The 23,747-nt window shown below is 56.1% G+C and carries 21 protein-coding genes and 1 tRNA gene; 15 read left to right on the top strand and 7 right to left on the bottom strand.

Annotation, left to right across the window (positions count from 1 at the left end; all coding sequences use genetic code 11):
* Nucleotides 1-100: 100 nt before the first annotated feature.
* On the top strand, nucleotides 101-295 hold the full coding sequence (locus F1C16_RS13625) for a hypothetical protein (protein ID WP_185281185.1): 195 nt from the start codon (nucleotides 101-103) through the stop codon (nucleotides 293-295).
* Between the two features lie 111 nt (nucleotides 296-406).
* Here the strand turns inward: F1C16_RS13625 and F1C16_RS13620 are convergent.
* Nucleotides 407-480, bottom strand: a tRNA-Arg gene (locus F1C16_RS13620).
* Nucleotides 481-593: 113 nt separating this feature from the next.
* Complete coding sequence (locus F1C16_RS13615; RefSeq protein WP_185281184.1) at nucleotides 594-1,316, bottom strand: TVP38/TMEM64 family protein; 723 nt, start codon at nucleotides 1,314-1,316, stop codon at nucleotides 594-596.
* A 246-nt stretch (nucleotides 1,317-1,562) separates the two neighbouring features.
* Between F1C16_RS13615 and F1C16_RS13610 the strand changes: the two genes are divergently transcribed.
* From F1C16_RS13610 to F1C16_RS13595, 4 genes are all read left to right on the top strand, one after another.
* On the top strand, nucleotides 1,563-2,702 hold the full coding sequence (locus F1C16_RS13610) for a cystathionine gamma-synthase (RefSeq protein WP_185281183.1): 1,140 nt from the start codon (nucleotides 1,563-1,565) through the stop codon (nucleotides 2,700-2,702).
* A gap of 155 nt (nucleotides 2,703-2,857) precedes the next feature.
* A complete protein-coding gene (locus tag F1C16_RS13605; protein WP_185281182.1) occupies nucleotides 2,858-3,856 on the top strand; it encodes an MBL fold metallo-hydrolase in 999 nt (332 codons plus the stop codon).
* A 113-nt stretch (nucleotides 3,857-3,969) separates the two neighbouring features.
* Nucleotides 3,970-4,683, top strand: coding sequence for a GDSL-type esterase/lipase family protein (locus F1C16_RS13600; RefSeq protein WP_185281181.1), 714 nt, complete (start codon nucleotides 3,970-3,972; stop codon nucleotides 4,681-4,683).
* Between the two features lie 254 nt (nucleotides 4,684-4,937).
* Complete coding sequence (locus F1C16_RS13595; protein WP_185281180.1) at nucleotides 4,938-7,763, top strand: TonB-dependent receptor; 2,826 nt, start codon at nucleotides 4,938-4,940, stop codon at nucleotides 7,761-7,763.
* Between the two features lie 76 nt (nucleotides 7,764-7,839).
* Here the strand turns inward: F1C16_RS13595 and F1C16_RS13590 are convergent, their stop codons facing one another.
* Complete coding sequence (locus F1C16_RS13590; RefSeq protein ID WP_258048910.1) at nucleotides 7,840-8,859, bottom strand: OmpA family protein; 1,020 nt, start codon at nucleotides 8,857-8,859, stop codon at nucleotides 7,840-7,842.
* Between the two features lie 301 nt (nucleotides 8,860-9,160).
* Between F1C16_RS13590 and accD the strand changes: the two genes are divergently transcribed.
* The 5 genes from accD (at nucleotide 9,161) to nth (ending at nucleotide 13,254) form a co-directional block, all read left to right on the top strand.
* On the top strand, nucleotides 9,161-10,048 hold the full coding sequence (gene accD / locus F1C16_RS13585) for an acetyl-CoA carboxylase, carboxyltransferase subunit beta (RefSeq protein ID WP_185281179.1): 888 nt from the start codon (nucleotides 9,161-9,163) through the stop codon (nucleotides 10,046-10,048).
* Nucleotides 10,049-10,264: 216 nt separating this feature from the next.
* A complete protein-coding gene (locus F1C16_RS13580; protein WP_185281178.1) occupies nucleotides 10,265-10,996 on the top strand; it encodes an OmpA family protein in 732 nt (243 codons plus the stop codon).
* 171 nt (nucleotides 10,997-11,167) lie between these two features.
* Nucleotides 11,168-11,407 (top strand): YMGG-like glycine zipper-containing protein, encoded by a 240-nt coding sequence (locus F1C16_RS13575; protein WP_185281177.1) that lies wholly within the window; start codon nucleotides 11,168-11,170, stop codon nucleotides 11,405-11,407.
* Between the two features lie 268 nt (nucleotides 11,408-11,675).
* Nucleotides 11,676-12,383 carry an OmpA family protein gene (locus tag F1C16_RS13570; protein ID WP_185281176.1) on the top strand — a complete coding sequence of 236 codons (708 nt, stop codon included), beginning with the start codon at nucleotides 11,676-11,678 and terminating at the stop codon, nucleotides 12,381-12,383.
* Nucleotides 12,384-12,495: 112 nt separating this feature from the next.
* On the top strand, nucleotides 12,496-13,254 hold the full coding sequence (gene nth / locus F1C16_RS13565; RefSeq protein ID WP_185281175.1) for an endonuclease III: 759 nt from the start codon (nucleotides 12,496-12,498) through the stop codon (nucleotides 13,252-13,254).
* Nucleotides 13,255-13,289: 35 nt separating this feature from the next.
* Here nth and F1C16_RS13560 read toward each other — a convergent pair whose 3' ends face one another.
* The gene (locus F1C16_RS13560) at nucleotides 13,290-13,772 is read right to left on the bottom strand and encodes a hypothetical protein (protein WP_185281174.1); all 483 of its coding nucleotides are present in this window, start codon (nucleotides 13,770-13,772) and stop codon (nucleotides 13,290-13,292) included.
* Between the two features lie 95 nt (nucleotides 13,773-13,867).
* Here F1C16_RS13560 and F1C16_RS13555 point away from each other — a divergent pair, with 95 nt between their 5' ends.
* Both F1C16_RS13555 and F1C16_RS13550 read left to right on the top strand, forming a co-directional pair.
* Nucleotides 13,868-14,851, top strand: a complete 984-nt coding sequence (locus tag F1C16_RS13555; RefSeq protein ID WP_185281173.1) for a radical SAM protein — start codon at nucleotides 13,868-13,870, stop codon at nucleotides 14,849-14,851.
* Between the two features lie 182 nt (nucleotides 14,852-15,033).
* A complete protein-coding gene (locus tag F1C16_RS13550) occupies nucleotides 15,034-15,546 on the top strand; it encodes a gamma carbonic anhydrase family protein (RefSeq protein ID WP_185281172.1) in 513 nt (170 codons plus the stop codon).
* A gap of 59 nt (nucleotides 15,547-15,605) precedes the next feature.
* On the opposite strand, the gene F1C16_RS13545 is transcribed toward F1C16_RS13550, so the two are convergent.
* Nucleotides 15,606-16,937 carry a hemolysin family protein gene (locus tag F1C16_RS13545; RefSeq protein ID WP_185281171.1) on the bottom strand — a complete coding sequence of 444 codons (1,332 nt, stop codon included), beginning with the start codon at nucleotides 16,935-16,937 and terminating at the stop codon, nucleotides 15,606-15,608.
* A gap of 242 nt (nucleotides 16,938-17,179) precedes the next feature.
* Between F1C16_RS13545 and F1C16_RS13540 the strand changes: the two genes are divergently transcribed.
* From F1C16_RS13540 to F1C16_RS13530, 3 genes are all read left to right on the top strand, one after another.
* A complete protein-coding gene (locus F1C16_RS13540; RefSeq protein ID WP_185281170.1) occupies nucleotides 17,180-19,435 on the top strand; it encodes a protein-disulfide reductase DsbD in 2,256 nt (751 codons plus the stop codon).
* A gap of 116 nt (nucleotides 19,436-19,551) precedes the next feature.
* Nucleotides 19,552-20,664 carry an isoaspartyl peptidase/L-asparaginase family protein gene (locus F1C16_RS13535; protein ID WP_185281169.1) on the top strand — a complete coding sequence of 371 codons (1,113 nt, stop codon included), beginning with the start codon at nucleotides 19,552-19,554 and terminating at the stop codon, nucleotides 20,662-20,664.
* A 552-nt stretch (nucleotides 20,665-21,216) separates the two neighbouring features.
* The gene (locus F1C16_RS13530) at nucleotides 21,217-21,681 is read left to right on the top strand and encodes an AsnC family transcriptional regulator (RefSeq protein ID WP_185281168.1); all 465 of its coding nucleotides are present in this window, start codon (nucleotides 21,217-21,219) and stop codon (nucleotides 21,679-21,681) included.
* A 75-nt stretch (nucleotides 21,682-21,756) separates the two neighbouring features.
* Here F1C16_RS13530 and trxA read toward each other — a convergent pair whose 3' ends face one another.
* Both trxA and F1C16_RS13520 read right to left on the bottom strand, forming a co-directional pair.
* Entirely contained in the window at nucleotides 21,757-22,089 is a 333-nt protein-coding gene (trxA, locus tag F1C16_RS13525) for a thioredoxin (RefSeq protein WP_185281167.1), read from the bottom strand.
* A 182-nt stretch (nucleotides 22,090-22,271) separates the two neighbouring features.
* Nucleotides 22,272-23,633 (bottom strand): hypothetical protein, encoded by a 1,362-nt coding sequence (locus F1C16_RS13520; protein ID WP_185281166.1) that lies wholly within the window; start codon nucleotides 23,631-23,633, stop codon nucleotides 22,272-22,274.
* Nucleotides 23,634-23,747 lie beyond the last annotated feature (114 nt).

Here is a 23,747-nt window from a genome sequence, read left to right as displayed (position 1 = left end):
GTACACTGTCTCAATCAATGTCAGACTATACTGCATCATGCTGATAAACAGATGAATTGCGTTCAGCTTGCAGCATACAAGAAATTTTGTTAGAGAAGTTATGACGATTAAGCAGCAGATTGAATGCGCCATGGCAATGCATATCTGGCTGGACGGACAATCGTTGTTAGCCATACTAGCAACGGTGCAAAGCTGTATGCTGGACCTCAACGTGGAAGTTCTGTTCCTGGATGCTCGCTACACCTACCCTATGCAAACCCAGACAAAAGTAAAGTGCTGCCTAAGCCTGCTTTAGAAGCGCCCGTAGCGCCGTCTGCGTAGGTAGTAAGCCGGGTAGGGAGTATGGGAGATGTAGTATACAGCATGACGAAAAAGGCCCTCAGAGTAATCTGAGGGCCTTTTCTTGTGGTCGCGTAGGGAGTCGAACCCCAAACCTCCTGATTCGTAGTCAGGTGCTCTATCCAGTTGAGCTACGCGACCGTTTTTCTGTTACGGTGTGCAAAGATAACAGCAGAATTTCCCGGAAAACAAGCCGCGTGACAATTTAAAGACGAAAAAACGCAAGAAAATGTGCAAGCAACTGATTTTCAGATTTAATAATTTTCGTGTTTTTCCACCTGCCGGTCCAAAGCACGCTGCACGGCCCGGTTGAAAACGTAGTACAGACCTAGTGCAGCTACAGCCAGCAGCACCAGCACCAGTATTTTGCCAGTGGTGCCCGTATCAGGATTGTGGAGTAGTGACAGTGCATCCTGCGCCTGTGTGCCTATCCAGTAAAAAAACAGGCTGCGCGGCAGCATGCCCAACACACTGGCGCCCAAAAATCGGGTGCGGTCCACTCCCAGGATAGCCAGCACGAACGTCATCAGGGCGAAGGGTAGGACGGGCGCCAAGCGCACCAACAGAATCAGCTGCCAGCTTTGGTGGCGCAGCTCCTGCATAATAGCTTCGGCCTTCGGGAAAGAGTGTACGAAGCGGAGCAACTTTCCCTGGTCGAGGCGAGTGGCCAACTCGTAGCCCAGCAGCGCCGCCAGTGCATAGGCTATAATGGTGCCCGGCAGCCCAGCCCAACCCAGGAAGAAACCCGTGAGCAGCACTGCCACCGTGGAGTGCACCAGCGAAAATGCCAGCACGAACACCATCAGCCCAAAGTACAGCAGCATTTGGGGTAGGGTGAGGTCGCGCAGCAAATTTTGGTGCTCGTAGAGCAAGTAAGTAACGGTCGAGCTACCTACAATGGGTAGCACCACCAGCAGAAACATAGACAGGAGTGAGGACGCGTTGGTCCGAAACAACGCTTTTAGAGTGGAGAGCATAGACAAAGAAAAACAGGCTAGTGAAACGACAGCCTGTTTGCTCTTACGGATTTGGCACGCGGTAGTCGTAGCAAATCTAAAACGCGGCTGAATAGGTATGGGCAGGCATCGTTTGGTAACAAGACGGCGCGCAGGGTAGTTAGTATATAGATACAATAGTAGCAAGCCGGTGCGGGCAACTTGTTGCGTTCTTACCTTTGAACGCGCGCTGCCCGGGCGCTTGCTTTCACTACCCACCCCTACGATATGAAATTCGGAACCAAAGCCATCCATGCCGGCGTGCACCCCGATCCGGCCACCGGCGCCATCATGACGCCCATTTACCAAACGTCTACCTACGTACAGACCTCGCCCGGCGAGAACAAGGGCTATGAGTACTCGCGCACGCACAACCCTACCCGCTCGCAGCTACAGGACGCAGTGGCCGCTTTGGAAGATGGCAAGCACGGCCTGGCCTTTGCCTCAGGAATGGCCGTGGTCGATTGCATCATCAAGCTGCTGCAACCCGGCGACGAAGTGATTTCCACCAACGACCTCTACGGCGGCAGCTACCGCATCTTCACCAAAGTATTTGCGCCGCTGGGCATCAAGTTTCATTTCGTGCCCATGCACGACATGGCAGCCGTGCGCGAAAAGGTGACGGACAAAACCAAGCTGATCTGGGTGGAAACGCCCACCAACCCGCTGCTCAACATCATCGACATTAAAGCCGCCGCCGAGGTAGCCCATGAGGCCGGCGCCCTGCTGGTGGTCGATAACACCTTCTCGACGCCCTACCTGCAAACGCCCCTTGCGCTGGGTGCCGACATTGTGATGCACTCCCTCACCAAGTACATGGGTGGCCACTCCGACGTGGTGATGGGCGCTTTGGTTGTAAACGACGACGCCCTGCTGCAACGCTTGGCGTTTCTGCAAAACTCCTGCGGCGGGACGCCTGGCCCCCAGGACTGCTTCCTGGTGCTACGCGGCCTCAAAACCCTGCACCTACGCATGCAGCGCCACTGCGAAAACGGTCGCGCCGTGGCCGAGTACCTGCAAGCACATCCGAAAGTAGAGAAGGTGTTTTGGCCGGGCTTCCCCGAGCACCCCAACCACGCCGTAGCCGCCAGGCAAATGCGCGACTTTGGGGGTATGATTTCCTTCGTGCTGAAAGGCGATAAGCAAGAAGACGCCATTGCGGTGCTCGAAAAACTGAAGCTCTTCACGCTGGCCGAAAGCCTGGGCGGGGTAGAAAGCCTCTCCGGCCACCCCGCCACCATGACGCACGCCAGCATCCCGGCCGAGGAGCGCCGCAAAGCGGGTCTCTCCGACTCCCTTATTCGCCTGAGTGTAGGCGTGGAGGATATTGAAGATCTGTTGGAAGACCTGGGCCAGGCAATAGGGTAGGAGTAGGTAAACCGCCTGTCGTTAAAATATAACGGGTAGCAAAGCGTCTGCTTAGCTACCCGTTCAGACAGAACGTCATTCCGACCAGCGCGAGATTTCTCCCGCTGGTCGGAATGACGTTCTGTTTTATCTGCCTGCCTGACTAAGTAATCCTTATGAAAATATCTTCCCATTTCGATGGCAAGCGCTACCGCAATGCCGTGCCTACTGCTATGTCCACAGCCACCAGCTACTGGCAGATGGCCCGGCGCTGGCTGCTAGGCAAAGAGCAGCGCGTGCCCAAGCCGGCACTAGCAGGCTTCTCGGTAGATGCCGTGGCGCTGGCCCAACCGGTGCCGCCTACTGCCCTACGGGCTACCTGGCTGGGGCACTCCACGGTGCTGCTGGAAATTGACGGCCGCCGCTTCCTGACCGATCCGGTATGGCGCCCGCGCAGCTCGCCGGTGAGCTTTATGGGGCCGAAGCGTTTCTTTCCTAACCCGCTACCCTTGGCACATATGCCGCCGCTGGATGGTGTGCTCCTCTCTCACGACCATTTCGACCACCTTGATCCCCTCGCCGTGCGGGCACTGGCGCGCACGGGCGTACCGTTCTTTTGCCCGCTGGGGGTAGGGCGCCACCTGCGTCGTTGGGGCGTGGCTCCCAATAAAATTACAGAATTGGACTGGTGGCAGACCCACACGCTGGCGCCCAACTTCACGCTGGTGGCCACACCCGCCCGGCACTTCTCCGGCCGCCGCCTCGGCCTCGATCAGGATGCCACGCTGTGGGCGTCGTGGGTGCTGCTGGGACCTGCCCACCGCGCGTTCTTCGGCGGCGACTCCGGCCCGTTTGCCGCCGCGTTTCAGCAGATAGGCGACACCTATGGCCCTTTCGACCTGACGATGCTGGAGATAGGCGCCGCCGACCCTGACTGGGCAGATGTGCACATGGGCCCTACAGTAGCCGTAGCTGCCCACCAAGCCCTGCGCGGCAGGGCGCTGCTCCCCATTCACTGGGGTACTTTCAACCTGGCCTACCACGCCTGGACCGACCCGGCCGAGGAAGTGCAACAAGCCGCCGCCTCTGCTGGCGTAGCGCTGTTGCTACCCCGGCCCGGTGAGCGGGTGGAGGCTGCGCAAGCGCCTTACGTGTCTGGGTGGTGGCGGGGGTAGGGGCTTGCTTAGTTACCGGAAAGCGGCTTGCAATCTACAAATAGCGCGTTTTCGTACGGATCATAGCGGCGTAGCATTCCAAGTTAGGTAAGCTAGCTGCTTATTCCGATAGTATGCGTTTCCTTGCTCTCCTATTTGCCTTACTACCCTTTTGGGCCTGCACGCACACCGAGGTGCCGCCTACGCCGATGGCCGCCCCCTCCGTATCGGCGGCTACTATCAGCTTTCTATCGTTAGGCGACTCTTATACTATAGGCGAGGGCGTGAGCGAACAAGCCCGCTGGAGCGTGCAGTTGGCGCAGCAGTTGCGCCAGCGCAGTACCGAGGTAGCGCCGCCCGACCTCATAGCCCGCACCGGCTGGACAACCCAGGACCTACAACGGGCTATTGTGGCCTCCGGCAATCAGCGCACTTATGAGCTGGTGTCGTTGCTGATTGGCGTCAACGATCAGTACCAGGGGCAAAGCGCCGCTGATTATCGCCCACGCCTACGCCAACTGCTGCTAACGGCCACGCGCTTTGCCGGTGGCCGTTCTGGCCGAGTGGTTGTGCTGTCCATACCAGACTGGGGACAGACGCCCTACGCGCAAGGGCGCAACCGGACACAGATTGGGGAGGAAATCGACCAGTTCAACGAGGTGGCCCGGCAAGAATGCCAGCAGGTCGGCGTTGCCTTCGTGGATATTACTGGCCTCACGCGTTCCGCCAGCGGTGATGCTTCCCAGTTTGCTCCCGATGGCCTGCACTATTCCGGTCAGCAGATGGCAACATGGGCGGAAGCGGCGCTACCCGTGGTGCAGAAAGTAGTGACCGTGAGCGCAAAGTAGTTGCACGGCTAGCAGTGGCGCGCCACTTTATAAAGTGCCGATAAGCATATAATAGGCTGAAGTAGAATAGCTTATAACTGTATCGCTACGGAAGAAGTATACTTTTTTTGTTTCAAGCAATACATCCTGCGGGATATTCTGTTCATATCGTGAAAAACGGTAGATGGTCGCCCTTGTAGGCTGTTGTTGGCATCAAGAAGGGTAGTCCTCTTCGGCAAATTTGCATCTTCTTTTATTTTCTTCTCTGAACGCGTATGCGCCAAACCTTACTCTATTCTATTATGTGTGCCAGTCTGTTGCCCGCCGCCGCGTGGGCCCAGACGCAGACCGTAACCGGCCGCGTAACTGGGCCTACCGGTGCCGCCCTACCCGGCGTGACGGTACTGGAAAAAGGCACCAGCAACGGCACCTCTACCGACGCGGAAGGCCGCTACCGCCTCGCCGTGCCCACGTCGGCTACCCTTATCTTCTCGGCCATTGGGCAAACCTCACAGGAAATTCCCCTGAATGGCCGCTCCGTGCTGAATGCGCGTTTGCAGGACGCCAGCACTGACCTCAGCGAGGTGGTGGTAACCGGCTCGCGGGCCTCCGAAGGCCGCTCCAACATCCTCACCACCGCGCCAGTCGACGTAATTTCGGCCCGTGAAATCAAAGCGTTTGCTCAAACGGATGTCACCCAAGTGCTTACCTATGTTGCGCCTTCTTTTCAGTCGTCGCGGCAGGCTGTTTCGGATGGTACCGACTTCGTGGACCCGGCCAGCTTGCGCGGCCTTGGCCCCGACCAGGTGCTGGTGCTGGTGAACGGCAAGCGCCGCCACAACTCGGCCTTGGTCAACATCAACGGCACGGTAGGGCGGGGCTCGGTGGGCACCGACCTCAACGTAATTCCCACGGCCAGCATCAAGCGCATTGAGGTGCTGCGCGACGGGGCATCGGCTCTGTATGGCTCCGATGCCATTGCGGGTGTTATCAATATTCAGCTCAAAGACGATTCGACGGGCGTGACCAGCACCGGCTACTACGGCCAGACTGCTGAATCCGACGGCAAAACCGAGCAAGTTGACATCAACGTGGGCATTGGCCTGAACAAGCGCGGCTTTCTGGACCTGAGCGGGCAGTTCCTGAACCGCGGCTACACTGACCGCTCGTTTGCGGACCGGACGCCGCTGATTTACCTGGGTAGCGGCGGGGCCTATCCGGCTTCTGCCAATACTGAGGAAGCCCGCCGCGCCCTCAAGGCGCAGGACGATGCGCTGGTAGCGGCCAATGGTTTCGACCGGCGAGACTTTCGGGTAGGGCAGTCGGCTACGCGCAACTTCGGTGGCTTTCTAAATGGTGGGTATCGGCTGGGACGTGGCTACGAGGTGTACCTGTCTGGTGGTGCCTCGTACCGCACGGGCCAGGGCTCGGGCTTCAACCGCCTACCCAACCAGGCCACCCAAAGCGACCTGACCATTTTCCCGAACGGCTACCTGCCCTTCATCAACACCACTATCTACGATCAGTCGGCTATTGTGGGCGTGCGCAACACCTTCGGTGGCTTCGCGGTTGATCTAAGCAATACCTTCGGCCGCAACGAGTTGCGCTACGACGTTAGCAACTCCGTGAATGCCTCCCTACCTCAAGGACCCGGCATTGTAAACCCAACAGATTTCTACGCAGGCCGACTGGCGTTCCTGCAAAACACTACGAACTTGAGCGTGTCGCGGCGCTTCATGGACGTGGGGCCGCTGGCTAGCCTGAACGTGGCTGCTGGGGGCGAGTTCCGGTACGACAACTTCCTGATCGGCAAAGGTGAGTACGCGTCGTATATCAACGGTGGCCGCAGAATCAACGGTGCACCTACTGCTTCTGGTGCCCAGGTGTTTCCGGGGTATCAGCCGCAGGATGAAGTGAACAAGGGCCGTACCAACGTGGCGGGCTACCTCGATTTTGAAAGTGACATCACGGATAAGCTGCTAGTACACCTAGCTGGCAGGGCCGAGCGCTACAGCGACTTTGGCGGCAATGTGAGCGGCCAACTGGGCGCGCGCTACAGCATTCTGCGAACGGTGGCCGTGCGCGGCTCCATCGGCAATGGCTTCCGGGCGCCCTCGTTGCAGCAGCGCTACTTCACCAATACCAGCACGCAGTTTGTCAGCGGACTACCCAACCAGGTGCTCACCGTTAACAATGATAACCCGATTGTGCGCAACAGCTTTGATGACTCGAGCCAGCGTGGGTTTGGGGTAGGGTCGCTGAAGCAGGAAAAGTCGAAGAACTACAGCCTGGGCCTGACCAGCAGCATCGGCCGCACCTTCACGCTGACGGTAGACGCCTACCAGATTGATATCCGCGACCGGATTGTACTGTCGTCGCAGTTTGCCAAGAGCAACCCCGCCGTGACGCCGCCTACCATTGTAGACCAAATTCTGGCCGGCCGCGATGTGAGCCGAGTACAGTTCTTTGCCAATGCCGTGAATACCCGTACCCAAGGCATTGATATTGTGGCCAATGAGCGCCTGCCCTTGGGCGAAAACAGCCGCTTGACGCTGACGGCCGCCGCCAACTTCAACAAAACGGAAGTAACCGGCTTCAACAGTACGTCCTCTACAATTAACAACGACCAAACGGTAGGGACCGGCAACCTGCAAAACACGCTCTTTGACCGGCAGCAGCGCACCCGCCTCGAATACGGCAACCCGCGCAGTAAAATCAATCTGTCGGCGGCCTACACCCGCGGCATCTTCGGCATTGAAGCCCGCACGGTGCGCTTTGGCGAAATCCGTACGGCCGATGCTAACCCAGCCCGCGCCAACCTCGACCAGACCTTCTCGGCCAAGTGGATTACGGACTTGACGCTGAATGCGCAAATCACCAAGCAAATAGGACTGGCCATCGGCTCCAACAACCTGTTCAACGTGTATCCAGACAAGATTTACGTGAACCCCCGCAACGACCCAAACAACTTCTCCGTGGACCCCAATCTGAGCTATAGCTCCTCGCTGGACAACTCCAACCGGGGCCGCTACCTGTACAGCGCCAACCAGTTTGGCTTCAACGGTGCGTTTTACTTTGCTCGCGTAAGCGTTTCGCTCTAAGCACTGTAGTATACTACTGAAACGGCCAGCCTTCTCAGAAGGCTGGCCGTTTTGCTTAAGGTAGGGAAACGTAGAGCTATTGCCCACCAGCACTCGCCGCCGAATTACTATCCAGAATCTGAAACAGCTCGTTGAGCTTGGGCGTGAGGATAATTTCGGTGCGGCGGTTCAGGGCTTTGTCGGCGGCGTTGTCGTTAGGGGCTATGGGTAGGTATTGCGAGCGGCCTGAGGCCGTCACGCGCTGGGGCGCTACTCCGCTCACGGTGAGCAAACGAGCAATTTCGGTGGCGCGCAGTACGCTCAGATCCCAGTTGTCCTGCATGCCAGCGGTGCCACGCGAGATGGGCACATTGTCGGTGTGGCCCTCCACTACCACATTCACATCGGGCTGCTCTTGCAGCACCTGGGCCAGCTTTTTGAGGGCGTCTTGGCCCTTGGGGTCCACCTTGGTAGAGCCGGATTTGAACAGCAGTTGCTCCGAAAGCGACACATATACTTTGCCATTGCGCAGCTCTACCTTCAAATCGTTGGACTTAAAGCCCAACAGTGCGTTGTTGACTTTAGCCCGCAGATCGTTCACGGCTTTGTCTTTGGCGGCCAGTGCTTGTTGCAGTTCTGCCAGCTTCGCTTCACGCGTTTTCAGGTCCGTATTAAGCTGGTCGATTTGCGTACGGCTTTTCTTCAGGTTCACATCCAGCTCGCCCAGCTCGGCTTCGCGGCGGGCCAGGTCCTTGGCTACCTTGTCGTAATCGGCCGATTTGTTGGCCATAGCCCGGTCGCTGTTCTTGAGCAGCTTATCGTACGAGTCGTTCAGCTCGCCATACAGGCTTTGGGTTTTGCGCAGGATGTTGCCCGTTTGGGTAGAGTCGTTTACGAGGCGCTTCTTATCGAGGCGAAGTTGGGCTAGCTCGTCGTTGGCTTTCTGCAACTCGGCTACTGCCTGGCGTTGGCGTTTTTCTAAATCTTCTTTGGCTTGCTGGGTAGCCGTTTGGCGAGCCTGTAATTCGTCGTATTTGCGGGAGGCTACGCAGCTGGGTAGGGTAGTGGAAGCGGCCACCACAAGAGCAGCTAGGGTCAGCGAAGAGAATTTATACACGGAATAAACGTAGGTGAAACAGCAAGAGTAACGGAATAGTCCGATAGGGCCTACCCTGTAGCAAGGTAGCCGGTTGCTGGGGCAACTTCCAATTCTTAAGGCCGGCTCAAACCATTTTTCAGACTATCTTTGTTGCTGTTCGACGCTGAATACAATGCTTGCAGTCAAGGTATTAGCCGAAATTTCTATCTGAATTTCAGAAATAGCCAGACAATTCTTCCGGCCAAAAAGCCGGCCCGTAGCCACCCTGCGTAGTATCTTTGTCGTCACACGCTAGTATCCGCCCCTCAATTCTTACCTGATGTCTTGGTTTAAACGCGTAGAAAAAGGCATTGTCACGCCCACGGAGGAAAAAAAGGAAACCCCCGACGGCCTGTGGTACAAATGCCCGGAATGCAAAACCGTGGCTACCATGGCCGAGCACAAGCGCCTGCTCTACACCTGCGCCAACTGCAACCACCACGACCGCATCAACTCGGCCGAGTATTTCGAAGTGTTGTTCGATGACAACCAGTTCACGGAGTTGGACGCCGACCTCACTTCCGGCGACCCGCTGCACTTCGTTGATACCAAGCCCTACCCCCAGCGCGTGGCGGCTACCGAGCGCGCCACCGGCCTACACGACGCCGTGCGCACGGCGTATGGCCGCAGCCAAGGCGCCGAGCTGGTGATTGCCTGCATGGACTTTAAATTTATTGGCGGCTCCATGGGCTCGGTGGTAGGCGAGAAGATTGCCCGCGCCATCGACTACGCCCGCCAGCACCGCATCCCGTTCCTGATGATCAGCAAATCGGGCGGAGCGCGCATGATGGAAGCCGGCTACTCTCTGATGCAGATGGCCAAAACGTCGGCCAAGCTAGCGCTGCTTTCCGAAGCCGGTGTGCCCTACATATCCTTGCTTACTGACCCCACCACGGGCGGCGTAACGGCCTCGTTTGCCATGCTGGGCGATTTTAATATTGCGGAGCCGGGGGCACTCATTGGTTTCGCTGGCCCGCGTGTTATCAAGGAAACCATTGGCAAGGACCTGCCGAAAGATTTCCAAAGCTCCGAATTTGTGCTGGAGCACGGCTTCCTCGATTTCATTGTAGATCGTAAAGATCTGAAGCAGAAGCTGGCAGATTTGCTGCACCTGTTGCGCCCAGCTGTAGTGGCAGAGGCTGCAACCGTGACGGCAGCACGTCGTTAAATAAATTGCCAGCAAAAGCGGCAAGCTTTTTGAAAAAGTCTCTTCAACTGTATTATTCAGATGTTGAAGAGGCTTTTTTCGTGTTGAGGTGCTTGACTTAGATAGCCTTACAGCTATAAAGCAATTTCAAATAAACATTTTTGGCCGAAGTACAGTACCCAACACCGGATAACCATCGTTTCTCTTTCCCTACATTTTTCACCAAAGTTCCTACTGATGAAATCTCCTAATGCAATTATTTCGCTGTGCTTGGCACTGATGCTGTTTCTGGGCTCGTGCGCAACCTCGCACAACCCGAACATTCCGGACGCCAACGGCACTGGCCCGCGCAAAACCGGCATGAATAAAACCACAAAGGGTGGTCTGCTGGGTGCTGGTGGCGGCGCTGTAGTAGGCGGCGTACTCGGCCGCGTAATTGGCGGCTCGGGTGGTACAGCTGCCGGCGCTATTATTGGTGCTGCCGTCGGTGGTGGTGCTGGTGCCCTCATTGGCCGCAAAATGGACAAGCAGGCCGAAGAGCTACAGCGCGATATGCAGAACGCTAAGGTAGAGCGCGTAGGCGAAGGCATTAAAGTGACCTTCGACTCGGGCATCCTGTTCGATACCAACAAATCGGATCTGCGTCCGGCTTCGATGACGGAAATTCAGAAGATGGCTGCTACCCTCAAAAAGTACCCCGACACCAACATCCTGGTAGAAGGCCACACCGACAACACCGGCACCGACGCCATCAACGACCCCTTGTCGTTGCGCCGCGCCCAGGCGGTGGCCAACTACACACAGACGCAAGGCGTAGATGCTTCGCGCATCACCACCAATGGCTACGGTTCCAAGCAGCCTATTGCTGATAACTCGACGGAAGCTGGTCGTCAGGCCAACCGCCGCGTAGAAATCGCCATTTTCGCCAACGAGAAAATGAAAAAGGCTGCTGAAAACGGCACGCTGTAAGCTCAACCATAGCGTAAGGAAAAGGGCTACTCCACACCGGGGTAGCCCTTTTGCATATAAGAGCTGGGCAAAAAGGCGCGTACCTCAACTTAGACTAGTGGCATTGCGTTATAAAGCCTAGAATTTTTCTCATTCGGGCCATTTCTGGGCCTTTTACGATACTAATGCACCATGAAGAAGTTACGTTTGCTCGCCCTTGCTGGCGCTTGTTTTTTTATGACGGAATGCCGGACTAGCACGGCCGTAGGCGCTGGTGCTGGTGCCGTGGGTGGTGGCCTGATTGGTGGTGGCAAAGGCGCTGCCATTGGTGCTGGGGTAGGCGCCATAGGCGGTTCGCTCTATGGCAAAAGCCGCGATAAGAAAAAACGCGAGCAGCGCCGGGAAGAACGCCGTAACCGTCGCAATAACTAGCCCAGCAATATACTTTTCGGGCAATAGCAGCAGAAGGACTATCCACGGTGGGTAGTCCTTCTGCTTTTAGCGTTGGTATCAGATAGCGTATTTCGCTGCTAGCTCAGTGGCGAACCAGAAGATTCTGAAGGGCAATTATTTGATAATCAAAAAGCAACTAAGAATTGTGCTGAAGGCATAACAAATAGGGGGATTTTGGCAAGGTGGTTGCCAATATGCCAATGGCAGCCCGGTGCTGTGCGTATTCTCTCCCATTTATCTGACTTTTATGAAAACCTCCCGTTCCCTACTCTCCCTGCTGCTGGCGCTGCTGTTGCTGGGTGGCCACTTTGCCGAAGCGCAAACTACTACAACCACCAAAAAGCCTATGAGCAAAACCGCGAAGGGTGGTTTGCTGGGTGCCGGTGGTGGCGCCTTGGTAGGCGGCGTACTCGGTCGCGTAATTGGTGGTAAAAACAGCACCGCCGGTGGTGCCATTATTGGCGCGGCAGTAGGCGGCGGCGCGGGCGCCCTTATCGGCCGCCGTATGGATAAGCAGGCTGCCGAGCTGAAGCGTGAAATGGCTGGTGCCACGGTAGAGCGCGTAGGCGAAGGCATCAAAATCACCTTCGACTCGGGTATTCTATTTGCTAAGAACTCCTCTACACTGACCTCAGCGGCGCAGGAGAATATTGCTACCCTGGCTGCTACCCTCAAAAAGTACGGCGACACCAACGTACTGGTAGAAGGCCACACCGATAACACCGGCACCGACGCCATTAACAATCCTTTATCGCAGCGCCGGGCGCAGGCTGTAGCCAACTATACGCAGTCGCAGGGCGTGGATGCATCGCGCTTTCAGGTGACGGGTTATGGCTCTAAGGAACCCGTTGCTGACAATTCGACGGAAGCTGGCCGCAGCGCCAACCGCCGTGTAGAAGTGGCTATCTATGCTAATGAGAAACTGAAGAAAGCTGCCGAAAAAGGCACTATCTAACAAAATTCGCATTGCCAGGTACTACAGTCGGCGGCTTCCCTACCCAGGGAAGCCGCTACTTTTTTTGGGGGTAGGGGGGCAACTCCGCGGGGCGCTTGTGGGTAGAAAGCACATGACCAACGCCGCCCCGCTTTCGCCCGCCCAGAAAACCTGGGAAGACCACTTGATCCTGAACGATTTCTACGGCGAATTATCTTCTACCCCGCGGCGCACGCCCATGCGTGAGCTCATCAGTACCGTGTTGTCGCACCGCACCACGCACGCCGACGAAGAACTGGCCTACTCCCGCATGCTAGAAACCTTCGGCGACTGGGAGGGCGTACTGGCCGCGCCTACCCCTGCGTTGGCCCATGCTATCCGCACCACGCGCTGGCCCGATACCCAGGCGCCACGCATACAAGATATTCTACGCCGCATTAAAGCCGAGCGGGGCGAGTTTACGCTGGATTTCCTGGCCGACTGGCCCACCGAGCGGGGCTTGCAATGGCTGACCGATATGCCCGGCATTGGCCTGAAAACGGCTTCGCTGGTGCTTTTGTTCAACTTTCAGAAGCCCGTGCTGCCAGTCGATACGCACGTGCACCGCATTGCCCAGCGGGTAGGGATGATTGGGCCGAAAGTTTCTGCAGATCGAGCGCACAAGCTGCTACTGGAACAACTGCCGCAGGATGCGCGCGTGCTACTCAATTTCCACAAACACAACTACTGGCACGGCCAGCGCGTGTGCCTCTACACCAAGCCCGACTGCGCCCGTTGCCCGCTCAAAGACTTCTGCGACTACTATACCGAGCACTACGGCCCCGCCACACCCGAAGCGCTGGCTGCTACCCCCAAGCGTTGGGATACGGCCTGGGGAGAGTTGCCGCATTAAGGTTTATTGAGCAGTATGATGCGTTAAGTTCTATATTATCTCAACAGATCGATTCTCGCTTTTATTTCACTATGGAAGGCATGCAATGAACTAGGTACATTAGCTTTATCGGCTTCCATGTACCAGTGCCTTTTCTCATCACCTTGTTGTATCTCCACATAATACGTGTAAGCATCAGCTACTGCATGGATGTTGACGTCTCCATTTGGCATAGCTAGCAAACTCGCGGGAATCTTGTCTGACAAGCCCTTGACTTGATCATACAAGGCTTGGCTCTTCAGTACGTATTGGCCTTGGCGTTCGGGAGATGGAAATGCTGGATATATAGTGGTAGTATCTTCATACAAATGGTGCTGCACGTTGTCAAGTTTGTAGGTTTTGAAGCATTGATCACCAAAGCACTCCATTGAGAAAGCTCCAAATACTATGTAATCTGATTGGATAGAAGGCTCTTCTTTTGAGCACGCTGAAAGCAAAGAAAAGCTTAAAAGAATAACGGCGAGTTTTAGTAGTCTCATGTGAAGTTAAGTATAGATGGTTTTAATGGTAGAGCCTTCTGCAACCAATAAGGTTGCAAGGCTTGCCATGTAGTATTATTTACCTTTGTATTCTTATGCGCCTTGTTCGTCACCCAGTTCTGTGCAACTACTACGTCACCTACCGGTGCAACGCCAAGTGCTCGTTTTGCGACATCTGGGAGAAACCTTCGCCCTATATCCAACTGGCGGATGTGGAGCAAAACATGCGCGACTTGAAGCGCCTGGGCGTGTCGGTGGTAGATTTTACAGGTGGGGAGCCGCTGCTGCACCGGCAGATACACGAGTTTGTGGGGCTGGCGCACGACATGGGTTTCATCACTACCCTCACCACCAACTGCCTGCTCTACCCAAAATACGCCGAGCGACTGCGCGGCAAAGTGGATATGCTGCACTTCTCCCTCGATGCCTCCGAAAAGGAAGTGCACGACCGGGGTAGAGGTGTGGCCTGCTACGATTTCGTGCTAGAGAGCATCCGGGTGGCGCGGGAGTTGGGCGAGCGGCCGGACATTCTGTTCACCGTCTTCCGCGAAAACCTGAAGGACCTGGAAGCCGTGTACCGCGACATCGCCCAGCCGAATAAGGTGATGCTGATTCTGAACCCAGCCTTCGAATACAACGGTGTAGACGCCGGCGAGCATCTGACGATTGAGGAACTAGATTACCTCTCTGCCTTCGGCCGTCGTAAGGGCGTCTACCTCAACGAAGCCTTCATTCAGCTCCGCCGCGATGGTGGCAACCACGTAGCTGCGCCCGTGTGCCGAGCGGCCAGTACTACCCTGGTCATCTCACCCAGCAACGAGCTGGTGCTACCTTGCTACCACCTGGGCCAGCAGAAATTTCCGGTGGAAGGCCGTTTGTTCGACCTCTACAACTCTGGCGATGTGCAGCACCTAGCCGCGCTAGAAGGCCGCCTACCCCAATGCGAGGGCTGCACCATCAACTGTTATATGCAGCCCAGTTTCGCTGTCGAAACTAGTAAGTATTTCTGGCAGGCCTTACCCAGCACCGTGAAGTATAACGTAGCCAAAGGCACTTGGAAACGGATGCTGACGCGGTGAAATGGTGAGGTTGTGAAATGGTGAGATGGTGAGTGGCAATGTCATCCTGAGTGCAGCGAAGGACCTTATCACGCCAGAACGACAAGCGTAACAACGACTCGTTCAACTGGCAGAAGGTCCTTCACTTCGTTCAGGATGACAACTGTATTTTTACGTGCCATCTCACCTCTTCACCACTCCTTATGCTTCTTCTACCTGTTCGCGGAAAACAACCTGAAATTGGCCCCAACTGCTACGTGGCCGATAATGCTACCATTGTGGGCGATGTGGTGCTAGGCGCCCGCTGTACTGTATGGTTCAACGCCATTATTCGCGGCGATGTAAACAGCATCCGTATCGGCGAGCAGACCAATATCCAAGATGGTGTGGTAATTCATTGCACTTACCAGCGGGCGGCCACGGTTATTGGCAGTCGTGTGAGCATCGGGCACCGCGCCATTGTGCACGGTTGCACTGTAGAAGACGACGTGCTGATTGGCATGGGTGCCATCGTGATGGACCATGCGGTGGTAGGCTCGGGCTGCATTATTGCGGCCGGTGCGGTAGTATTGGAAAACACGCAGTGCGAGCCAGGCTACCTCTACGCCGGCATTCCGGCACGCAAAATCAAACCAGTGACCGATGAGCAACGAGCAACCATTCAGCGCACGGCCGATAACTATGTGCAGTACGCAAGCTGGTTTAAAGCGCAATAGAAAAAAGTAAGCCGTTACCTCACATGAAATAACGGCCTACCTTCTTTGATCTTAAGACTCTACAAGTCCAGTTCCTCGGCCGTCTCTTCCAGCTCTTGTGGACGCGTCACGCGGAGCTGTACTAGCTCCACGGCGCGGCGGGAGCGTTGCAGCACCCGAAACTCGTAGTTGTCGAGAATAGCTGTGTCGCCCACGTCGGGAATGTTGCCGTAGATCATGTTTAGTAGGCCACCTACCGTCTCATAGTCGTCGCCCTCTGGGAGGGGGTAGGGGAGGTACTCGTTGGCATCGGGAATGGGCGTGGCGGTGTTCACGCGGTATTCGTTTTCTGATACCTTCTCCACTACCGGTACTTCGTTGTCGTACTCGTCCTGTATTTCGCCTACCAGCTCCTCAATGATGTCCTCAATCGTCACGATGCCCGATACGCCGCCAAACTCGTCGCTCACGATGGCCATGTGCATGTGTTTGCGCTGAAACTGGCGCAACAAGCGGTTGATTTTCTTGGTTTCTGGCACAAAATAGGCTGGCCGCATAATGCGCGACACTACAATTGGCTCGCCGCGGCGCACAATCTGCAACAAGTCTTTCACGTAGAGCACGCCCACAATGTTGTCGATGCTATCCTCGTACACCGGAATGCGCGAGTAGCCTTCGCTGTACGCAATTTCCAGTACCTGATCCTGGGGTGCGTTGATGTCGACGGCCGCAATTTTGGTGCGGGGCACCATAATCTGCTTCACCATGCGGTCGTTGAACTCGAACACGTTTTCGAGCAGCTCGTGCTCCGAGTCCTGCAATTCGCCGCTTTGCATGCTCTGGTCGAGCAATAGGCGCAGCTCCTCCGTAGTGTGTACTTCAGAGCTATGCGAAACTTGGCCGCCAAACAGGCCCGCTACCGCGTTGGAGAGCTTGTTGAGTACCCAAATCAGCGGAAACGTGATAAGGTAGAAACCACGTAGAGGCGCTGCAATGGCCATCGAAATAGTTTCGGGCTTCTGAATGGCCAACACCTTCGGTGCTTGCTCGCCAATGACGATGTGCAGCGACGTGATGACAATAAACGAGGCAGCCACTACCGAAAAGGTGTGCACCGTCACGTCGCTCACGCCAATGCCCATACTGTGCAAAATGCTCAGTACCACATCCGATACCACGCTTTCGCCAATCCAACCCAATGCCAACGATGCCAGCGTAATGCCCAACTGCGTAGCCGATAGGTAGGCATCCAGATTCTGTAGCATAGTGAGGGTCAGGCTGGCCAGCCGGTTGCCGCCCTGCGCCTTCAGCTCAATCTGCGAGCTGCGCACTTTCACCAGCGCAAACTCGGCCGCCACAAAAAATCCATTCAGCAAGACAAGCAGAATGGTAAACAAGATCTTTAAGCCCATAGGTGCGGACGCTGCAGCTCACGCGGCTCAGCGCCCTTTGTATCGCAAAAATACGAGATTATTGGCAAGCGGTTGGGGCAGTTCGCTGTTAAGTAAGTAAGCTACTGTTTGAAACCTCGGCAGGTCGAAGCGGTTAGGTCCGCAGGATAGTGTGTCAACGTGCAACTCTGACACACTAATTTTGTGTTAGTTCCTACCGTTCTTTGTGCTCCGCAAGCTCCGCCGCGTCGAAAAAAAAGTTTATGTCTACTCTCAAAAAGCTAGTACCGCTGCTGGTGCTCCTGTTGTTGCCGCTGTGGCCTGTTGCCGCGCAGGTACTCACGCCTACCAAGCTCACGGCCGCCGTCAGCAAAACCACTGCGAAGGTGGGCGACGAAATCGACCTAGTAGTGAATGCGCGCATGGAGCCCAACTGGCACCTGTACGCCACCAATTTCGACCCCGACCTAGGGCCAACGGTTTTCACGCTCACTATTCCCAAAAGTGCAGCCTATGCGCTGGTAGGTCCGCCGAAGTCGGTAGGGGAGAAGAAGAAGTTTGACGACGTGTTTAAGGGCGACGTCACCTATTTTGAAGGCACTGGCCAGATCAAGCAGCGTATCAAAATTCTCCAGCCGGGTACCCTCACCATCAAAGCTGAAGCTGACTACCAAACCTGCACCGATGTGGACGGCCGTTGCGTGCCTGGCAACGATGCCCTGTCGTTTGGTCCGATTACGGTAACCGGCACGGCTGCCGCCCCCAGCACGGGAGCCGTAACGCCACCCGCCGCTACCCCCACATCGGCTACTACCCCCCCCACGGCGACGCCCGCCACGCCTACTGCCACCGCGGCCGCAACGCCCGAATCTACGACGGCAATTGCCGCAACCGATGCCACCCCGGCACCAACTGCCGATACGGCTACCCTGGGCTCCGCAGTAACTACGGAACTGGCCGCGAGTCCGGGTGCCGTTACGGCTGTTCCTACCCCGGCGGCTTCGGTAGCGGCCACGGCCCCTGCCGTCGATCCGGCAGCGGGCGGGCTGTGGGCGTTTGCCTTTGGGGCTTTCGTGTTTGGTTTGGGCGCCTTAATTACGCCTTGCGTTTTCCCCCTGATTCCGATGACGGTTTCGTTTTTCACCAGTGGGGGCGACAGCCGGCAGCGGGGCATCACCAAGGCCGTGGTCTACGGCTTGTCCATTATCTTCATTTATGTGGTGATTGGTTTATTGGTGACGGTGCTGCTGGGGGCCGATGGCCTCAACCTCATCAGCACGCACTGGCTGCCCAACCTGATTTTCTTCGCTGTTTTTGTCACGTTTGGCCTTTCGTTTCTGGGCTTATTTGAAATTACCCTACCCCACGGCATGGTCAATAAGATTGATGCGCAGGCCGATAAAGGTGGCTGGGGCGGCGTATTTTTCATGGCTCTCACGCTGGTAGTGGTATCTTTTTCGTGCACGGGTCCCATTGTGGCTACCATTCTGAGTCTGGCCGCGCAAGGCCAGCGGGTGACGCCGGTGGTTGGGATGTTGGGCTTTTCGTTGGCGTTTGCGCTGCCGTTCACGTTGTTCGCTATCTTCCCAGCATGGTTGAAAAGCCTACCCCGCTCGGGCGGCTGGCTGAATACAGTGAAGGTGGTGCTGGGCTTTGTGGAATTGATGTTGGCGCTGAAATTCCTGAGTATGGCCGACCTTGCCTACCACTGGGACCTGCTGTCCCGCGACCTGTACATCACCATCTGGATTACGCTTTCGGGCTTGCTGGGCCTCTATCTACTGGGCCGCTTCAAACTCTCCCACGACTCCGACCTACCCCACCTGAGCGTGGGCCGGTTGCTGATGGCCGTGCTGGCCTTTGGCTTTATGGTGTACCTAGTGCCGGGCCTGTTTGGGGCGCCGCTGCCGCTGCTGGCCGGCTACCTGCCTCCCCAAACCAGCCATGATTTCTCGCTGGCCTCGGCTGCTACCCCCATGGCGCCGGCTACCCCCGCTACCAATACGCTCTGCGAAGAGCCCCGCTACGCCGACTTCTTGGAATTGCCCCACGGCCTGCACGGCTACTTCGATCTGGCCCAGGCCCAGCGCTGTGCCCGCGCGCTGAACAAGCCCATCTTTATTGACTTCACGGGTCACGCCTGCGTGAACTGCCGCAAGATGGAAGCCACCGTGTGGAGCGACCCGCAAGTGCTTAAGCGCCTGCGCGACGACTACGTGGTAGTGGCCCTGTACGTAGACGACAAAGCTACACTACCCGCCAACGAGCAGTACACCTCCGCCCACGATGGCAAGGAAAAAACCACGCTCGGCAAGAAAAACGCCGATTTGCAGCTCACCGGTTTCAACGTAAATGCCCAGCCCTACTACGTGCTGCTAGACCCGGAGGCTCCCGCCGACCTAGCGCATACATTGGCGCCCCCTATTGCTTACGAGCCCGATGTAGCCGCTTTCGTGCGCTTCCTGGATGCTGGTTTGGCGCAGTATAAGCAGCAAAATCAGCCGGTGGCGGTGCGCTAGAGGCAGCCTTCGCCGTACCATATCTGTCTATTGTCCAGTGAAAGAGGAAACAGCGTCAGCTTTTTCCTCTTTTGCGTTGTTTCGGCTCATTGCAAACCCGGTTTCTGCGCTGCTTTATGAAAAATTGCTTGTTGATTTTCCTGCTTCTATGGGGTGCCGTTGCCGGTCGGGCGCAATCTACCACCGCCCCCGATCCGAACCGCATCACGCTGGTTATTCATGGGGGCGCGGGCACTATCACGCGGGCTAACATGTCGGCGGAAAAGGAGCAGGCCTACCGCACTATGCTGAACCAAGCACTGCAAACCGGCTACGCCATGCTGAAAAAAGGCGGCACCTCGCTGGACGCCGTGCAGGCTACCATTCAGGTGATGGAAGATTCTCCGCTGTTCAACGCGGGCAAGGGGGCGGTGTTCACCCACGAAGGCCGCAACGAAATGGACGCCGCCATCATGGACGGCAACACACTGAAAGCTGGCGCCGTGGCGGGCGTTACGGTGGTGCGCAGCCCCATCACGGCGGCGCGGGCTGTGATGGACCAGTCGGAGCACGTGATGCTGGCTGGCCGCGGTGCCGAGCAATTTGCCAAAGAGAAAGGCCTCGCTATTGTTGACCCTAGCTATTTCTACACCGAGGCCCGCCACCAACAGCTCGAAAAAGCTTTGGCCGCCGAGAAAAGCGCCGGTACGCCCGATCAACTCAATACTCCTACCAAAGTAGAGGCCGCGCCCGTCAAGAAAGCCAAAACCAAAATGAAACCCGGTAAGCCGCAAAGCGCTGTCCCTTATGAAGACCAGATCTTTACGGAGGGTAGGAAGTATGGTACCGTGGGTGCCGTGGCCGTGGACCAATACGGCAACTTGGCCGCCGCCACCAGCACCGGCGGCATGACCAACAAGCGCTACGGCCGCATTGGCGATGCGCCCCTCATCGGGGCCGGCACCTATGCCGACAATAACGCCTGCGCCGTATCGTGTACGGGTTGGGGCGAGTTCTTCATCCGGGCTACGGTGGCCCGCGATGTGGCCGCTCGCATGGAGTACCAGAAATTGCCTCTGGCGCAGGCCGCGCAAGCCACCATCGAGAAGGTAGGAAAAATGGGAGGCGATGGTGGTCTGATTGCCGTAGACCGCCAAGGCAACATTGCCATGCCGTTTAATTCAGAAGGCATGTACCGGGGCTATATTAAAGCCAACGGCGACGCGCAAATTCTGATTTACAAGGAGTAAGCGTTTGCTGGCGGGTAGTGTTTTGCGGGATTACAAAGTAGCCTCGCCTGATGAGTACAATAATTGTAATGAAACGCCTGTTTTCCTGCCGAAAATACCTGAACTTTGCGCCGCTCTTTATTCGGAGGAGGGTAGGGAGGCGTAAGACAGCTATAGCTATGTGCTCAGAAAAGGGCAAAAAGAAAGGCTGCACCCACCCAGATGCAGCCTCCTAATAAAGAACGTACCCACCCAGATACGTCCCGGTACTCTTCCACTTCCCAAAATCCACCCAAAAAAGCTGTAGAAGAAGGATTCGAACCTCCACGGTGTAGTTAGCCGGCCGCCGGACCAGTTTATCCCGAATCACCACCCGCGAGAGAGGCGGGCATGTCTGCCAGTTTCATCATTCTACAATGTCTGATGTAATCGTCCGCCGTTCGCGTTTGATTATGACAAATGTAGTAGTTGAATCGTTATTATAAAATTTTATCAGACATTTGCTCAAAAATTTACATTAAATTTAATAATAGGCAGTATACATTGCCAAATGCTTAAACACACCGCTAAAAAATGGCCCGCAATTACGAACTTGATGACACCGACCGCAAAATATTAGCGCTACTGATAGCAGACGCTAAAATGCCCTACACTGAAATTGCCCGCAAGGTGCACGTATCCGGAGGTACGGTGCACGTGCGCATGGCCCGGCTGGAGGAGCTGGGGATTGTGCAGGGTGCTACCCTGCGTATTGACTATGAGAAACTTGGGTATGGCGTAACGGCCTTCATTGGTATCTACCTGCTCAAAAGCTCAATGTATAACGGCGTGGCGGAGGAGATGAAAAAGATTCCGGAAATCGTGAGCATGAACTACACGACTGGCAACTACGGCATCTTTGCCCGCCTCGTGTGTCGCGATACGCAGCACCTGCGCGAGGTATTGCACGACCAGATTCAACTGATTGAAGGCATTGAACGGACGGAAACGCTGATTTCCTTGGAAGAGTCGCTCAATCGTCCTATTCAACTACTGTAACAATTTAGTGTTCAAGCAAAAAGCCCCATTCCTGTACAGGAACGGGGCTTTTTGCTTGAATGAAGGTAGAGTGCCTTAGGCAACCGTTACCTGCGCATCCAGTTTCTGAGCCAGTACGTGCTTCGGTACAGCACCTACTTGCTTGTCTACAATCTGACCGTTTTTGAAAACGAGCAGTGTAGGAATGCTGCGGATGCCGAATTTGGCCGAAGTCTGTGGGTTAGAGTCTACGTCGACTTTGCCTACCACTACTTTGCCTTCATATTCGCCGGCCAGTTCTTCTACTACGGGGCCTACCATGCGGCAAGGGCCGCACCACTCAGCCCAAAAGTCGACCAGTACCGGCTTATCGGAGTTGATGATTTCGTCGAAGTTAGAATCGGTAATCTCGATTGCTTTGTGTCCCATGACAGTAGGAGGTTGATGATACAAGGTTAAAGTGCTTCTTACGAGCCTTGGGCCTGCAAGGTAGCAGATTGGGAGTTTAACAAGCGAACCGTAGGAAAGTTCAGACCTGCGCGCTATTTGGCTGTGGTAGCTCCTACGTGGTTTATTACAGAAAACCAGCTCGACCAAATCAGCGATAAAAACTAGTTGGTACCACTCAAATCGATGGAAGTAAGATCTGCCTCGCCCTGTGCGTTTGTAACGGTTTGCCAGACAGGAGCGGCTGTAGTAGCGGCAGGTGGCGTGAGGAGCAAGTAGGTGGGGCGCGCTGCATCCGGCACCAAAAGATAACCCGTGGTGCGTACAGTCTGTGACCCCGTGCGTAGGGCAAGAATACGGGCATAATAGGGCCACGCCAACTCCACATACTGCCCAGGACTCAAACGGGCAATTTCCTGATTATCCACGAATACGGGAATAGCTTCGGGATGAGCCGCGTCGGGCCGGCGGTATAGGTACACGTAGGCGGTATCGGGCTGGGCCGGCTTACGGCCTAGCGGGTCGGGGTAGGGCGCCAGCTGGCTGGTGCGCATGTCAAGCGCATAAGCTGTGGGCTCGCCCGTATGGTCTGGAACAGGCACTACTCGGACACCACCTGTTATCATAACACTTGCCTGAGTTTTAGATTTGGCTTTCATGAAATTGACATCAAGCGGTGCTTCGCCTACAAACGTGAAAAAATCGTGCTGACGGGTCAGCGGGAAATACGAGCCCCCTTGTTGCACGTACGCTTGGTAGCCATCTGAGAAACCCCATAAATCTTTGGGATGGGTGCGTACTCCTTGGCCATCTACCAGTACTGGTCGTACGCGCGTAATGCCTGACCATAAGTACTTGGCCGGGTGGCCATACAGTCGCACAGCTACGGTGTCCGTGAGTACGGTCACGCTGGAATCGGGCCGATTGGTGAGGAACTGCGTGAAGTTTCGGTACACCCCGCGCCGTGGCGACTCGCGCAGGATAGCCGCCGTAGGGCCAGCCGTGGAGGAACGCCCGAGCGAGGTTGCTATAGGTGCCTCATCGGCAGTGAGTTGGGTCAGCGTGCGGGCCGGGCCTTGGGCAGTAGGCGGCCAGGGTGGGGTAAGCTGCTCCAGGCATTGTTGTAGGAGGGAAGCCACGTGCCCGGCGTGCAAGGCCGTGGTTTCGAGCGCTCGCCCTGAGGTACTGGCCCCTACACTCTGCACCAAATGATAGCCATCGGCTGCGTGCAGGTACACATCGGCTGCCAGCGCCGCGCTGGCGTCTTCCGTCAACCCATTAAGCTGTTCGCCTACCCGTAGTTGCCGAATGCACAGCGTAAGGGCCTGATCGGTAGGACGGGCAGGAAGCTGACGACGCAGAAAATCCGTTAGCTCTTGCTCCAGGCCATTCCGGAAGAGTACCGCCGCCGGCTTATTGCCTAAGCCTCTGTACACAAGCCCAATACCTGGCCGCCCTGGTCGGCCATCTACTACCTGCTCCACGTGCACGGAGCGGTTGGGAAGGGTCACTGTTTGTTTGCCCAAATCTAAATAATAGACTTGGCTGCGAGCCGGTAGCATCGTTAGCAATGCTAATAATAATGTAAGTATCCCGTAAAGTGGGAGCCGCAGGGTAGGGCCTGTGCGCATCATGTAAGT

This window comes from Hymenobacter sp. NBH84, from assembly GCF_014217645.1.
Lineage (GTDB): Bacteria > Bacteroidota > Bacteroidia > Cytophagales > Hymenobacteraceae > Hymenobacter > Hymenobacter profundi.
The sequence above is the reverse complement of the archived record's forward strand: the minus strand, read 5'-3'. Positions and strand labels throughout refer to the sequence as shown.

What these genes read in the sequence shown, in the direction of transcription:
- F1C16_RS13625 (WP_185281185.1), top strand. Translation starts at nt 101, where the DNA reads ATGACGATTAAGCAGCAGATTGAATGCGCCATGGCAATGCATATCTGG.
- F1C16_RS13615 (WP_185281184.1), bottom strand. Translation starts at nt 1,316, where the DNA reads ATGCTCTCCACTCTAAAAGCGTTGTTTCGGACCAACGCGTCCTCACTC.
- F1C16_RS13610 (WP_185281183.1), top strand. Translation starts at nt 1,563, where the DNA reads ATGAAATTCGGAACCAAAGCCATCCATGCCGGCGTGCACCCCGATCCG.
- F1C16_RS13605 (WP_185281182.1), top strand. Translation starts at nt 2,858, where the DNA reads ATGAAAATATCTTCCCATTTCGATGGCAAGCGCTACCGCAATGCCGTG.
- F1C16_RS13600 (WP_185281181.1), top strand. Translation starts at nt 3,970, where the DNA reads ATGCGTTTCCTTGCTCTCCTATTTGCCTTACTACCCTTTTGGGCCTGC.
- F1C16_RS13595 (WP_185281180.1), top strand. Translation starts at nt 4,938, where the DNA reads ATGCGCCAAACCTTACTCTATTCTATTATGTGTGCCAGTCTGTTGCCC.
- accD (WP_185281179.1), top strand. Translation starts at nt 9,161, where the DNA reads ATGTCTTGGTTTAAACGCGTAGAAAAAGGCATTGTCACGCCCACGGAG.
- F1C16_RS13580 (WP_185281178.1), top strand. Translation starts at nt 10,265, where the DNA reads ATGAAATCTCCTAATGCAATTATTTCGCTGTGCTTGGCACTGATGCTG.
- F1C16_RS13575 (WP_185281177.1), top strand. Translation starts at nt 11,168, where the DNA reads ATGAAGAAGTTACGTTTGCTCGCCCTTGCTGGCGCTTGTTTTTTTATG.
- F1C16_RS13570 (WP_185281176.1), top strand. Translation starts at nt 11,676, where the DNA reads ATGAAAACCTCCCGTTCCCTACTCTCCCTGCTGCTGGCGCTGCTGTTG.
- nth (WP_185281175.1), top strand. Translation starts at nt 12,496, where the DNA reads ATGACCAACGCCGCCCCGCTTTCGCCCGCCCAGAAAACCTGGGAAGAC.
- F1C16_RS13560 (WP_185281174.1), bottom strand. Translation starts at nt 13,772, where the DNA reads ATGAGACTACTAAAACTCGCCGTTATTCTTTTAAGCTTTTCTTTGCTT.
- F1C16_RS13555 (WP_185281173.1), top strand. Translation starts at nt 13,868, where the DNA reads ATGCGCCTTGTTCGTCACCCAGTTCTGTGCAACTACTACGTCACCTAC.
- F1C16_RS13550 (WP_185281172.1), top strand. Translation starts at nt 15,034, where the DNA reads ATGCTTCTTCTACCTGTTCGCGGAAAACAACCTGAAATTGGCCCCAAC.
- F1C16_RS13545 (WP_185281171.1), bottom strand. Translation starts at nt 16,937, where the DNA reads ATGGGCTTAAAGATCTTGTTTACCATTCTGCTTGTCTTGCTGAATGGA.
- F1C16_RS13540 (WP_185281170.1), top strand. Translation starts at nt 17,180, where the DNA reads ATGTCTACTCTCAAAAAGCTAGTACCGCTGCTGGTGCTCCTGTTGTTG.
- F1C16_RS13535 (WP_185281169.1), top strand. Translation starts at nt 19,552, where the DNA reads ATGAAAAATTGCTTGTTGATTTTCCTGCTTCTATGGGGTGCCGTTGCC.
- F1C16_RS13530 (WP_185281168.1), top strand. Translation starts at nt 21,217, where the DNA reads ATGGCCCGCAATTACGAACTTGATGACACCGACCGCAAAATATTAGCG.
- trxA (WP_185281167.1), bottom strand. Translation starts at nt 22,089, where the DNA reads ATGGGACACAAAGCAATCGAGATTACCGATTCTAACTTCGACGAAATC.